Origin of the sequence: Paenibacillus phyllosphaerae, assembly GCF_014192105.1 — a bacterium.
GTDB classification, from domain to species: domain Bacteria; phylum Bacillota; class Bacilli; order Paenibacillales; family Paenibacillaceae; genus Paenibacillus_Z; species Paenibacillus_Z phyllosphaerae.
In genome coordinates this window covers 53,042-66,726 of sequence record NZ_JACHXK010000004.1, presented here as the reverse complement: position 1 = coordinate 66,726, position 13,685 = coordinate 53,042, and the positions used below count along the sequence as shown (strand labels likewise).

Here is a 13,685-nt window from a genome sequence, read left to right as displayed (position 1 = left end):
TTATACTCCTCTCCGGTAGTGATACAGCTTGCTGATCGAGCCCGTCAGATCGGATAAGAATCCGGCGGCGATCAAGATGATGAACATAATGTCCGATGGCTGTTCGAGAACAAGCGCCCCCATCGCCAGCACGAATCCGAGGATGAACACGAAGAAGGAGTTGCGGTGCGACTTCAGCTCGATGAGTCGATCCAGTTCGTCGGCGAATCCCGGTTCCTTCTCCTTGGTCGTGATGCGGAAAATAATCGTGAACCCGATGCTGATGACGATGTGCGCGAGAATCGACACGATCGTGAGAACGAGCACGAACGAGCCCCAATAACGGAAAGTATCGGTCGAATCGAGACCGAATTCCGGTCGCTGCGGATATCTGTACAAGCAATAGATCAGGAAGATGAGAACGGTGCTGACCACCGATACGATGCTTTTCTTCTCCTGATACGTCATCGTTAACACCTCCTTCCGTAATAGGGAGTAGTCAAAAGTAAAATACTGTATACTAAATGTAATTCAAACCATTCATGGTGTCAAGTCAACTTTACATTGTGGGTAAATCCACGGTTAAGAATCCAATGATCTTACCCTTTTCTAACGAAAATCTCCGATTCGTGCATTCCAAGTGCCGCCCGAACCTTTTACAATATAGGGAAAGGGTAGATGTCGATAAACATCTAGGGGGTTCGAGCATGGCAACAGATCCCATTGAAATATTGATCGTGGACGATGAGCCGAAGCAGCGACGCGGTTTGGCCGCTATGGTAAGAATGCTGCGTCCGGATTATCGCGTACATGAAGCGAAGAACGGCAAGGAAGCGCTGGAGCTTGCCCATCGCAAGCCGCCCGATATCGTCTTTACGGACATCCAGATGCCGATTGTGAATGGCATCGAGTTTGTGGAGCATCTTCATCAAGATGGCTCGAAATTGCCGAAAGTTGTTTTTGTAAGCGTATACCATGAGTTCGGGTATGCCCAACAGGCGGTGCGGCTCGGCGCGAAGGACTATCTGGTGAAGCCGGTGAGTCCCGACCATCTGGAGCCGATTCTCGTTCAGCTCGAGCGTCAGATCAGCAAAGAAAGCATGGAGCAGTCAGCCGCGGACAGCTTGTCCCAACAGCTGGCCCAATCGAAGACGGTCTACATCGATCATCTGCTGTACCGGTGGATGACAGAGGAGCTGCAGCCCGCGGAGTATAGCGAGGTGCAAGCCGCCTTCGACTCGTCTGGACCGGGCAATGTAATCATCTTGGAGACTTGGCCGACAGCAGCCTCTCAAGACGAGCACGAATGGAGACAAATGCTGAAGCGGGCAGTCCAACAGACGCTGGGACCGTACGCCGATGCGGTCGTTCTGTCGCCTGAACACGAGAAGGAGCATATGTACGTCATCGCCAAGTGGAAGTTCGGCGCTGCCGAAGCCCAGGGACTAGAGAAGCTGCGTAACGCCCTCGCACAACTCGGGCAGATGTACAATCGAGTCATCGGAGCGGGCATCGGCGCCGAGAGCGCATGCTTGGAGGCGGATATCCGCACATGCTGCAGCACGGCCAGGCAGGCGCTGCTCTACCTGTTCTACTATCATGAGGGCATGTGGCTGGCGCATTCCGCACATGCGGGTCAGCTGTCGCTTGCCGATCCGTCGGCTACCGCCGCCAAAGAGTCGCTTCCTCTTGAAGAAGCGGTGACGAGCGGCAATACGGAGCTTGCTTTGTTGACGCTCGCGGATATACTGGAACGTCTCGCGGCAGGCTACGGGCTGCCATTCCGACTCAAGTGCAGCGTCATCCAGCTGCTGCTTGCCTGCCTGAAGCGCGCGGAGCTTGTCATCGACGATGCGGGTTACCGGCAGCTGACGGAGCGGATCGATCAAGAGATCTTAGCTGCCCGCAGGGCGAAGGACATGAAGGCGGCGGCCGCGCGGCTGCTGACCGACATCATTCAGCAGATGAAGAAGGATAAGGGAGCGCGAAGCGAATGGATCATGACCAAGTGCAAGGAGTACATGGAAGAGCATCTGCACGAAGATATCGGGCTCGATCTGGTGGCCCAGCGTTTTTATTACAATGCCTCGTACTTCAGCATCCTGTTCAAAAATCATTTCGGTGTTTCGTTCACCGATTATCTGGTGAAGACGCGCATGCAGCGCGCCCGGCATCTTCTGCTTCAGTCCGACCAGAAGGTCGCCGACATCGCGAAGGCGGTCGGCTACAAAGATATTAAGTATTTCAACAAGGTGTTCAAAAAGATGTTCCTGCATTCGCCGGACGAATTCCGCCGTACTTTCACGTCATAATTGCCGAGGACCAACATGCGCATACTTCGCACAACGCTCAATCTCGCAGCGAATGCCAAATTCCGGATCAAACTGATCGTCTCGTATTGTTTGCTCGTCACGTTCATCATCCTTATTCTCGGTTTTGCCTATTACCAGATCAGCGCGCGCAATATGCTGCAGAACGTGCAGGAAAGTTTAGGCAACATCGTGCTGAACAACAACCAACTGCTGGACGAGAAACTGCTCGATATTCAAGCCAAAAGCGAGGTGCTGCCGATCGATAATGAGCTGTATCAGGTGATCATGTCGGTCGATCAGCGCGATAACGAATCCAAGGTGAAGGCGGACCGCCGGATCACGTCGATCCTGTTCCAATATTTCGGCGGCGATTCGGATATCTACTCTTCCTTCATCCTGACCCCCGAATACGCGTACGGCAACGCGGCCCGCATGTACGTGCCGCCTGACGGCTTCTTCCAGTCCGATCTGTACCGCATGTCGATCATGAACCAGGGGGATCTCGTCTGGGTGCCGACCTATTCGTTCGCCGACACGTTCGGCGAGCAGAAGATGAAAGGTTTTACTTACGAATACGAGAAGCTGATATCCGGGGTGAAGGAGCTGAATCTCACCTATATCGATGAGCAGGGCGTGTTTCATGCGCTCCCGGCGGATATGCGCAGACCTGTTCTCATGCTGAGCTTCAGGACGGAATATGTGGAGAAGCTGTTCGCGGATTATGTACGCAAGAGCAAGCTGCAGCATCTGACCTATGGAGTCGTCGATGCGTACGGTTCGGTCATCGTCGCTTCGGATGAGCAGCTGGCGGGAACCAGGCAGGCGCCTTCGTGGATTAAGGAAGCGTTCGAGCTGGGGACGGGCAGCTTCGAGAAGGTCATCGACGGCCGTAAACGATTGATCAGCTTCCACCGAATGGAAAGTACCGGGTGGATGTCCTACATCGAAATTCCCGTGGAGGACGCACTGTCGGATTTGAAGTCGCTGCGGTATTACTCCATTCTATTCCTGGCCGCGATGCTATTCGTCTCCGTGCTGCTCGCGTATCTGTTGTCGATCTATATCACGAAGCCGATTATTCGGATCAAAAAAGCGATCAAGATGATGGAGCTCGGCAATTTCCGCGTGCGCATCCCCGAACATGGACGCGACGAGCTTGGCGAGCTGATCCGCATGTTCAATCAGATGAACGGGCAAATCCATACGCTGATCGAGGAGAATTACGCCTCGAGACTGCGGGAGAAGGAAGCCGAGCTGATGGCGCTGAACCTGCAGCTGAACCCGCATTTTCTCTATAACACGTTAACGACGCTGTACTGGATCGCGGTCGAGAACAACCAGCAGGAGATGAGCAAGATTATGCTCAATCTGGCGGAGATGCTGCAGACCTCGACGCGCAACAAGAATGAAACCTGGCCGCTAGCGACCGATCTGGACTGGCTGAACAAGTATATCTACATTATGTCGAGCCGCTTCGAGAATGTGATCGAGACCCGGATCGACGTGGATGAAGAGCTGCTGGACCTCGACGTGCCGAAGCTGTTCCTGCAGCCTTTCGTCGAGAATGCGATCATCCATGGGCTCGCCGAGTTCGAAGAAGGCGGGAGCATCGTGATCCGCGGCTGGAGCGGACCGGACGCGATCTATTTTACCGTGGAGGATAACGGTTGCGGCATTCCGAAGGACCGGCTGGAGAAGCTGAGGAGAGGCGAGGTACGATCGACCGGCATGGCGAACGTCGAGAAACGCATTAAGCTGCTCTACGGCGCAAGTTATGGGGTGGATATTCAGGCCGGCAAAGAGCAAGGAACGAGAATCGTCATACGGCTGGGACGCCGCCAAGGTCCTGGCGAAGCGACTCGAATCTCGTGAAGCGAGCGGCCAGAGGAGGCGAGCAGACCGCCATGAAGCGATTAGTTGCACTAGTTATATTGGCTCTTGCGCTGATAACTGCCGGCTGCCGGCAGGAAGCGGCCGAACCGGTAACGGACGGCGGATACGCCATCACAGGCGGCAGCCAACAGCCGGTCACCTTGACCTACGCGTTCTGGGGCTCGGTGAATGAACGGAAAGCGCAAGAAGCCATGATCGCCAAGTTCATGGAGAAATATCCATGGATTACGGTGAAGTATGTCTATGCGCCAGGCGATTACGTGACGAAGCTGACGACCATGTATGCGAGCAATCGGGCGCCTGACGTGTTCATGCTATACAAGCATACCGCCCTTCAGTGGGCGGAGCAGGGCAAGCTGTACAATCTGAACGAGTTCCTTGCGACAGACCCGGACATTAACGAAAGCTCGCTTATTCCCAATGCCATTATGTCTTGGGATCAAGGCAAAGTGGCCGGCGTGAAAGTCGCGGAAGAAGCTTTTGCCCTCTATTACAACGCCGATCTGTTCGAGGAAGCCGGCATTGCGCCGCCGCCGGTGAAGGCAGAGGAAGCCTGGACATGGGACGAATTCGTCGAGACGGCGAAGAAACTGACGATCGACCGGAACGGCAACGATGCGCGAAGTCCGAACTTCGATCCTGATCATATCGAACAATACGGCGTCCGGTTCAACACGTGGATGTGGCATCTGTTCGTGCCTTCCAACGAGACGAGCATCATCGCGAAGGACGGGAGCCGGATGAATCTGCAGGATCCTGCCGTTATCGAAGCCGTGCAGAAACTGGCCGACTTAATCTATGTGCACCATGTGGCGCCTTCCCCATTGCAGGAGAAGAATTTGCCCCAACCGATGCTGGCGCTGCAGAGCAAGAAGGTCGCGATGGATCTCGACGGCCAATGGATTCAGCTTGACCTTGGCACCGCGAACGTCAATTATGGCGTCGGCGTGTTGCCGAAGCTGAAGCGAAGCACCACCGTCCAATTCGGCGAACCGATCGTCATGTCCGCCACGACGAAGCATCCGCTGGAAGCATGGCTGTTCTTCAAGTGGCTGATCGATGCGGAACATGCGATCGAGATGCATGCGAGCGGATTATGGATGCCGCTCTTAAAGGACTATTATACGGAGCCGGATCTGATCGCCAAATGGGCGGAAGAACGGCCCGGACATCCGAAAGGCTACGAAGATGCCGTCATGCGCCAGACGCTGCTGAACGGCGTCAACTCGTACGACTATTATTTGAAGAATATCGAGGCCATCAATGCCATTCTGAATCCAGCGCTCGATCAGGTGTTCCTCGGGAAGAAAAGCGTCAAGCAAGCGTTCGCGGATGTGGAGGATGCGATCGATGACGTGTTCAAGGGGACTTATCCGTGAGCCTCTGACGCACGAGGCTGCGCTGTCATTCCATCACCGTCGACAGACGCGTAATAATACTTGCTTGACAAGAAAACGGCTAACATGTTAAATTCATACCACAGTAAACGGGTAGGAATTGTAAACTAAATGTTGGGTCTACCATTTGGATGGAGGCTTTCGATATCGATATCGGAAGCCTCTTTTTCATGCGGTGATGAAGGCGAAGCGCTCGTCATGTGGAAATAAAATCGTGCTTCCGTACAAACGGAGACATTCTCGTGCTAAGGGAATGTCTTTTTTATTTCCGCATGCCAAGCGCGCAAGCAGGTTCGAAATCGGGAGGGATTCGAGATGAGCGGAGTTGCGAAAACGGGTGCGGTCTATCTCACGGCGGATGTTCTGATCATCGGCGGGGGACCTGCAGGAACATGGGCGGCGCTCAGCGCTGCCGCGAAAGGGGCCAAGGTGGTGCTCGTCGACAAGGGCTATTGCGGCTCCAGCGGAGCGACGGCGCCATCAGGGACAGGTGTGTGGTATGTAAAGCCGGATCAGCATCTGCGCGAGGAGGCCAAGCAAAGCCGGTTTCATCTCGGCGGCCAATTAGCGGAAGACAGATGGATGAACCGGGTGCTCGACCGTACCTATGACAATATGAACAAACTCGGCTCTTGGGGCTATCCATTCCCGCTCGACGATAGCGGAACTCCGTTCCGCCGCGGTCTTCAAGGGCCGGAATATATGCGTCTGATGCGCAAGCTTGTGCAGAAAGCGGGCGTCGCCATTCTCGATCACAGCCCGGCGCTGGAGCTGCTAGCCGACGAACACGGAGTTGGAGGCGCGGCAGGGGTGAGGACGCAGACCGGCCAGACATGGAGCGTTCAAGCAGGGGCCGTCGTTATCGCGACAGGCGGATGCGCCTTCCTCAGCAAGGCGCTTGGCTGCAACGTGCTGACCGGCGACGGCTATTTGTTCGCAGCGGAAGCGGGAGCGGAACTATCGGGCATGGAGTTCTCGAACGCGTACGCGATTTCGCCTACGTTCTCTTCCGTGACGAAGACGGCTTACTACAAGTACGCCAGCTTCTACTATGAGGACGGTACGGAGGTTGAAGGAGCCGGTTCTCAGCGCGGCCGCTCCATCATCGCGCGGAACTTACTGGAAGGCCGCCAGGTATATGCCGTTTTGGATCAGGCGACCGCGGATCTGGAGCCATTGCTGCGCGTGGGGCAGACGAACTTCTTCCTGCCGTTCGATCGTCTCGGGATCGACCCGTTCAGAGACAAGTTTCCGATCACGCTGCGGCTTGAAGGCACGGTTCGCGGTACGGGCGGCATTCACATCGTGGATGAGACGTGCGCTACGATGATCCCCGGTCTCTATGCGGCAGGCGACGCGGCGACGCGCGAGTTGATTTGCGGCGGCTTCACCGGGGGAGGAAGCCATAATGCGGCTTGGGCGATGTCGTCGGGCTCCTTTGCCGGAGAAGGAGCGGCAGTCTATGCGCAGCGCCTGGGGTCGCATGCAGCCGATCGCCTCCTGAGAGGTTTGTCTTCCCAGACGCTTGACGATCATGGCAAGCAAGATGCGAAAGCGGCGAACCATGTGCAGGAGGTCGTTGGCGCGGTGCAAAATGAGGTGCGGCCTTACGATAAAAACCTTTTCCGCACCGAAAAAGGGCTGCAGGGTTCACTCGAACGTCTCGACGATATATGGAACGAGTTGCGCAGCCACGCCGTCAATCGCCACGATGCCGTCAAAACCCGCGAAGCGGCGGCGATGACCGCTACCGCGCGCTGGATGTATCGCTCGGCCCTAGCGCGGACGGAAACAAGAGGCATGCACAAGCGCGAGGACTTCCCGCAGCAAGATAATGAGCAGCATTACCGCCTCATCAGCGGCGGACTCGATCGCGTGTATGTGAAGACCGAATCCGTCGGCAAGGAGGTTGTCACCCATTGATCGAGGTCTTGAGTGAAACGAAATGCGTCGGCTGCAACCAGTGCGTCAACGTCTGCCCGACGAACGTGTTCGAGCGTGTCCAAGACGGAATACCGGTCATTGCCAGACAAAGCGACTGCCAGACTTGCTTCATGTGCGAGCTGTACTGCCCGGTCGATGCGCTCTATGTGGCGCCGGATGCCGAAGGCCTTACGCTGATCTCGGAGGAAGAGGCCGAGCGGCAGGGGCTGCTCGGCGGTTATCGGGAGAAGGTCGGCTGGGGCAAAGGGCGCAAGCCGGTGTCGAGCCACGCCTTCATGGTCGAATTATCGAAACGAACCAATTTCTAACGCCAAATTACGTAAATAAGGTGGTCATATCCATGAGTCAATCCTTCCATGCAGTCGCATCCGTCACTGATGCCTATGAACAAGAAGTCGCGGAGAACCGAAACCCCGAGTTCCCGGTGCATCCGCTGATTCTGAACCGCTGGTCTCCGCGTGCCTACACGAACAAACCCGTAACGGACGAGGCGTTATTCACGATATTGGAAGCCGCGCGCTGGGCGCCTTCATCGAGCAATGAGCAGCCGTGGCGCTTTTATGTCGCCCGCAGCGAAGAAGAACATGAGACGTTCCGCACTTTCATCAAGCCGAATAACCGGCTTTGGACGGACCATGCGCCGGTGCTCGTTCTCCTCGCCTCGGCCAAAGAGCGGGCAAACGGCGATCCGAATGGCGCTCATGCCTTCGATACGGGGGCCGCATGGGGAATTCTGGCGCTTCAAGCCAGGCTGCTAGGATTATCGACCCGTGCCGTCGGCGGCTACGACCGGATCAAGGCGCGCGAGACGCTCCAAGTGCCGGACAATATCGAACTTCACGCCATTATCGCACTCGGATACAGGGGAGAAGCGGAACAGTTGGATGCAGCGCTGCAAGAGCGGGAGAAGCCGAATTCCCGCCGTCCGCTGGCGGAAAGCTTAATCGCCATTCCGGCCACGAAGCCGAGTATCGAAGAGTAACCCTTGTAACGACAGCCAACCATTCCTACCGGGCAGCCGGAGGCCTTGTAATCCCGTTTCGCGGGTGAACAAGGCCTTTTTTATTCCGAAGCGCGAATCGGCAGCGCAGCAGAACGTAACGGCTATCCGCCGGACTTGGATTCGAATCAGACTGTACATATGCCTATGAAACGGTGGGGGAAGCGAAGAATGGCGATCAACCGGGAGAACGTATCATCGCTGCATGCAGCCGTTCCCCTTTGATACATCCAACATATGGTATCTAGCAGAGTTTGATAGATTCGGGTTGCGCATCTATCTTTTCTGTTAGGCTTCAGATGAAGGAGGGATCAAGAATGGGATACTCCACCAGCATTATTACGAACACCCGGGCAACGGGAACGGCGGCTTCCACGATCGTGGTCAATACGCGCAATTGGAACACTTCGGCACCTACGACGATAACGATCCAAATCTTCGCTTCGGTCGACGGCGTGACGTTCTACACCGCGTATGCGTCTTCTTATGTCGTCGCCACGGATTCGTTTGACGTGAGAGAATTCTTCATTGCCGGGAACGTCGCTTACGAGGTTCAAGTCAATTCGTCTTCCTCGGAAGTGTTGTTTTCCGTATTCGGCCTGGACGAGTTCGGCAACCTGGTCACCAGCCAAGGCAAGACGCAAGCCGAGCTCAGCTTCGTCGGTTCATCCGACGGGTTTTAACGGAATACAAATCAATTAAATAACACTATTACTTAAACCGCCAATGCGTAATTGGCGGTTTTTCTTATGAGGTAATTTTTTTGGTAGAAACAGTTGTGATTTAGAGTAAAGCGTGTCCGCACGTTGATCTGCTAGTGCTTGCGATAGGAAGCACAGCATTCATCAAGGAAGCGGACGAAAGCGGGGAATAGCTAGCAGTATGCACGAAGGCATGAATATACAGGTCTGCTCCCCAAGGCAACCCGTTGCGTACGAAGCTCGAACAAGAGCTTTGTCCCACTTAGCGGAATGCTGCAAGTCTAACTGACTTGCAAACCAATCCGCTGGACAACGCGAGCCAACGTCGAAAGGAAACATCGAAGACGGCCGCGTCACGAGTCACGCTAATTATGGGTGTGCTAAGAGTTTTCCGAAGGAAAACTGGCATCGGAAGCATAAGCTTGCATCCCCTCCGTTGGAGGGGTGGGGGAGGCGAACTAAAAGGGTTTAGAAGGGCGCAGCCCTTTTCCCCCTCATCCAATCATATTCCCCCAAATCCAATCATTTTCCGAATTGCCGCAACTTGTAAGCGCTTGCTAACATGAAGGTGTCAAACGGCGCAGCGGTAACGCCTAGCCGACAGACAACAGACTCATCCGAATAAACGCACAGCATGATCGACCGGCATAGCACGGAATGACGTGGATTGGAAGCGATCACATTACCTTAAAAAAAGGGGATTGACCAATGAAAAAAGCGTTAACGCTGGCTCTGGCCGCTAGTCTCTCCGCCGCAGCTCTGGCCGGCTGCAGCAGCAACAATGGGAACACGCCTGAAGGCAATACGGGGACGAATTCAACCACGAACACGACCACGAACACCAGCCAGCCTAGTGGTGAAGTGGTCAAATTAACGGCCCTCATTACGAAGCACCCGCTTACGCAGGAGCTGGCCAAGATGGAATGGCTGCAGCAGGCAGAAGAACGTGCCGGCGTCGATATCCAATGGCAGGAAGTAACGGCGGACTGGGATCAGAAGAAAGGGGCGCTGCTGGCAGGCGGCGACGTGCCTGACCTTATCATCGGGCCGAACGCGATTACGGATGCGGATTATGCGCAATTCCAGGGACTATTCCAAGATATGAGCGAACTGATCGCAAGCGATGCGCCGAATGTGCGGAAGATGTTCGAAGAGAAGCCGGAGACGAAGGTCATCGCTTCCCAGACGGACGGCAAAATCTTCGGTCTGCCGAAATATCAGCGCTTCTGGCCGGCGACCGTAACCAGGCAGTACATCAACCAACAATGGCTCGACAACCTTGGGCTTGCGATGCCGACGAACTGGGATGAGCTGTACGACGTGCTGCTAGCCTTCAAGGAGAAAGACGCGAATGGCGACGGCGACGCGAACGACGAGATCCCGATGGATTTTGCGCCAGTGGGCACAGGGGGCTTCGGCTTCTTCCATCCGACCGTGCTGCTCGGTTCCGAGGGCATTACGCTGACGAACAGCAGCGGGCAAGGCTACTTCCTCGAAGACGGCCAAGTGAAGAACTTCTTCGTCGACGAGCGGTACAAGAATCTGGTCTCCTTCTTGAACAAGTGCTTCGAGGCTGGGCTGATCAGCAAGGAAGTATTCACGCAAGACTACACGAAGTTCCAGTCCGTTGCCCGCGGTACCGGGGACAAAGCGAAGGTCGGCTTCACATGGGGCTGGGAAGTTACGGACCGCTTCGGCAACACGCTCGCTCCGCAGTACGCGTCGATGTCGCCGCTGAAATCGTCCGCAGATTCGACGGCCCAAGTATCGTGGGATTACGACTACGATACGCTTAATTACGGCGTGAATATGGTAACGATGTCCGCCAAGACGAAAGACAAATCAGCCGCGATGCGCTTCATCAACGAGCTGTACGATCCGAATGTGAGCATGCAAGTGCTGTTCGGTTCCCTCGGCACGAACATTAAGGACAACGGCGACGGCAGCTACGCTGTGTTGCCGCCGACGGATGCCGCAATGGATCCGGGGACGTGGAAATGGACGTCCACTTGGGCGGATAACGGACCGATGTACATCTCGGATTCGCTCAACCTGACGCTTGGCTCGGATATGCAATCGGTCGGCAAGCAAACGGAACCGCTGATGCCGACGGTTGACGCGATCGACAAAGAGAATGACGTGCTTCCAAGCATGTTCATCAAATACAGCGCTGCGGATAACAGCACGATGGGCCTCAACAATACGAACCTGATGAACCTGGCGATGGCCAAATTCTCGCAGTGGGTCACCAAGGGCGGCATCGACAAAGAATGGGATGGCTATGTGAAGAACGCGACGAAGACGGGCCTTCCGCAGAATCTTGAAATTATGCAGAAGTATTATGACGACTACAAGGCTAGCACGAAGTAACGAACAAGCGAAGGGAAGCAAGCGGGGATGCTGGATCTGCTCTCCATAGCAGGCATGGCATCCCTCCTTCTTCGCCTTTTCGCAACCTTCTTGGTGCTGAATTGTCGGCTTGTTGAACTTGCACTTAAAAGGAGTGAAACGAATGTCTACGCGATCCGCTAGCGGAACCGGCAAGCGTCCTGAGCTTGCGCTCGCCCGCAAGCAAACGGTGTTCAATACATTTACGCGCGACTATCAGCTGTGGGTGATGGTGCTGCCGGCGATTATTGTCATCGCCTTGTTCAATTATGTGCCGATGTACGGCATTCAGCTGGCCTTCCGGGATTATGATTTCGCCAAGGGATTGACCGGCGGCGAATGGCGAGGCTTGTTTTACTTCAAGCAATTCATCGACAACTACATGTTCGTCGATATTCTGAAGAATACGGTCACGGTCAGTCTGGCTACGATCCTGATCGGATTCCCGGCTCCGATCATTCTGGCGCTGGTTATCAACCAATTGCGCTGGAAGCGGGCCAAGAAAGTGCTGCAGACGACCGTTTATTTGCCCCATTTTATCTCGATCGTCGTCATGGTCGGCTTGCTGAACGTGCTGTTGTCGCCGAATACGGGAATCGGCGGCTATATTATGGCTTCGCTTGGCTTCGAGGACATTAACCTGCTGGCCGACGTGAATACGTTCGTGCCTGTCTATGTGCTCTCTGATATCTGGCAGCATTGCGGCTGGAACAGCATTATCTTCCTGGCGGCCTTGTCCAGCGTCGATCCGCAGTTGTATGATTCATCCAAAATCGACGGCGCGAGCCGATGGCAGACGATCAAACATATTGATCTTCCGGCGCTTGTGCCTACGATCATCATCTTGTTTATTTTGACGATGGGCAATGTGCTCGGGACCGGATTCGAGAAAATCTTCCTCATGCAGAACACGCTGAACCTGCCGGTGTCCGAGGTTATTGCGACGTATGTGTACAAGATCGGCATCATCTCGAATCAGATCAGCTACTCGTCGGCGATCGGTCTGTTCAACACGGTCATCAACTTTATATTCCTCTTCGCGACCAATGCGATCTCGAAGAGAGTATCCAACACGAGCCTGTGGTAGGCCGATAAGGGGGTGAAAAAGATGGACGCAATCCGCGTTAAGCATAAATCCTGGAATGATCTTTTATTCGATGCGGTCATTATCGTTTTATGTTTGTTCGCTTTTCTGATCGTCGCGTATCCGCTCTATTTCGTTATTATCGCCTCGGTCAGCGACTCGACCTTGGTGTCGACGGGGAAGGTGACCCTGTTCCCGCGCGGCTTCAGCTTGTTCGGGTACAAAGAAATCCTGAACGACTCCCGGATCTGGACGGGATACGGCAATACGATTCTGTATACGTTCCTCGGCACCTTCGTGAACCTGCTATTCACGGTGCCGGCTGCCTATGCGCTCTCGCGGCCCGAATTCAGGGCGAGAAGGTTTATCATGTTCGCTTTTGTCATCACGATGTTCTTCAACGGCGGTCTGATTCCGACCTACCTGCTCATCAAAGGTCTCCATATGACGAATACGATGTGGGTGTTCATCTTCCCGTTCTGCGTGAACGTCTTCAACTTGATCATTACGCGCACGTTCTTCGATAATTCCATTCCGAAGGAGCTGTACGAGGCGGCATCGATCGACGGCTGCAGCCATTTCCGCTTCTTCTGGAGCATCGTGATGCCCTTGTCCAAGGCGATTATCTCCGTCGTCGGCCTCTATTATCTGGTCGCCCATTGGAATGACTTCTTCACGGCGCTCGTCTATGTGCGCGACAACCATCTTCAACCGTTACAGATCGTGCTGCGCGATATCCTGCTCTCGAACCAGGTATTCTCCGGCGGCGCGGGATCGGGCGGATCATCCGCAGGCGCTTCCGGCGGTTATGCGCAGCGTTACGCGGATCAGATCAAATACGGCGTCATCATCGTCTCGACGCTGCCGATCCTGGTCGTGTATCCGTTCATCCAGAAATATTTCGAAAAAGGCGTCATGATCGGTTCGGTGAAAGGGTAAGCATTCATCCGCGGTGGAAGTCAATCAAGGTCAGGGGGAATCCCTGGC

11 protein-coding genes are annotated in these 13,685 nt (G+C 54.8%); 10 read left to right on the top strand and 1 reads right to left on the bottom strand.

The genetic code is table 11. The annotated features are described in order from the left end of the window. Positions 1-447 (bottom strand): hypothetical protein, encoded by a 447-nt coding sequence (locus FHS18_RS10530; protein ID WP_183599811.1) that lies wholly within the window; start codon positions 445-447, stop codon positions 1-3. 239 nt (positions 448-686) lie between these two features. On the opposite strand from FHS18_RS10530, the gene FHS18_RS10525 reads away from it, so the two are divergent. The 10 genes from FHS18_RS10525 to FHS18_RS10480 all read left to right on the top strand — a co-directional run bounded on the left by FHS18_RS10525 (position 687) and on the right by FHS18_RS10480 (position 13,637). Next, positions 687-2,291, top strand: a complete 1,605-nt coding sequence (locus FHS18_RS10525) for a response regulator (protein WP_183599809.1) — start codon at positions 687-689, stop codon at positions 2,289-2,291. Between the two features lie 15 nt (positions 2,292-2,306). Next, on the top strand, positions 2,307-4,163 hold the full coding sequence (locus tag FHS18_RS10520; protein ID WP_183599807.1) for a sensor histidine kinase: 1,857 nt from the start codon (positions 2,307-2,309) through the stop codon (positions 4,161-4,163). Between the two features lie 32 nt (positions 4,164-4,195). Beyond that, positions 4,196-5,563: an ABC transporter substrate-binding protein gene (locus FHS18_RS10515; RefSeq protein WP_183599805.1), complete on the top strand. Its 1,368-nt coding sequence runs from the start codon at positions 4,196-4,198 to the stop codon at positions 5,561-5,563. A 333-nt stretch (positions 5,564-5,896) separates the two neighbouring features. Then, on the top strand, positions 5,897-7,504 hold the full coding sequence (locus tag FHS18_RS10510; RefSeq protein WP_183599803.1) for an FAD-dependent oxidoreductase: 1,608 nt from the start codon (positions 5,897-5,899) through the stop codon (positions 7,502-7,504). Further along, the gene (locus tag FHS18_RS10505) at positions 7,501-7,833 is read left to right on the top strand and encodes a 4Fe-4S dicluster domain-containing protein (protein ID WP_183599801.1); all 333 of its coding nucleotides are present in this window, start codon (positions 7,501-7,503) and stop codon (positions 7,831-7,833) included. The genes FHS18_RS10510 and FHS18_RS10505 overlap by 4 nt, the downstream gene beginning before the upstream one ends. A gap of 32 nt (positions 7,834-7,865) precedes the next feature. Beyond that, the gene (locus FHS18_RS10500) at positions 7,866-8,507 is read left to right on the top strand and encodes a nitroreductase family protein (protein WP_183599799.1); all 642 of its coding nucleotides are present in this window, start codon (positions 7,866-7,868) and stop codon (positions 8,505-8,507) included. A gap of 335 nt (positions 8,508-8,842) precedes the next feature. Continuing rightward, positions 8,843-9,208: a hypothetical protein gene (locus FHS18_RS10495; protein ID WP_183599797.1), complete on the top strand. Its 366-nt coding sequence runs from the start codon at positions 8,843-8,845 to the stop codon at positions 9,206-9,208. A 726-nt stretch (positions 9,209-9,934) separates the two neighbouring features. Next, on the top strand, positions 9,935-11,596 hold the full coding sequence (locus FHS18_RS10490) for a type 2 periplasmic-binding domain-containing protein (protein WP_183599795.1): 1,662 nt from the start codon (positions 9,935-9,937) through the stop codon (positions 11,594-11,596). Between the two features lie 247 nt (positions 11,597-11,843). Next, positions 11,844-12,701 carry an ABC transporter permease gene (locus FHS18_RS10485; RefSeq protein ID WP_246427605.1) on the top strand — a complete coding sequence of 286 codons (858 nt, stop codon included), beginning with the start codon at positions 11,844-11,846 and terminating at the stop codon, positions 12,699-12,701. A 21-nt stretch (positions 12,702-12,722) separates the two neighbouring features. After that, positions 12,723-13,637, top strand: coding sequence for a carbohydrate ABC transporter permease (locus tag FHS18_RS10480; RefSeq protein WP_183599790.1), 915 nt, complete (start codon positions 12,723-12,725; stop codon positions 13,635-13,637). The last annotated feature ends 48 nt before the right edge of the window (positions 13,638-13,685 follow it).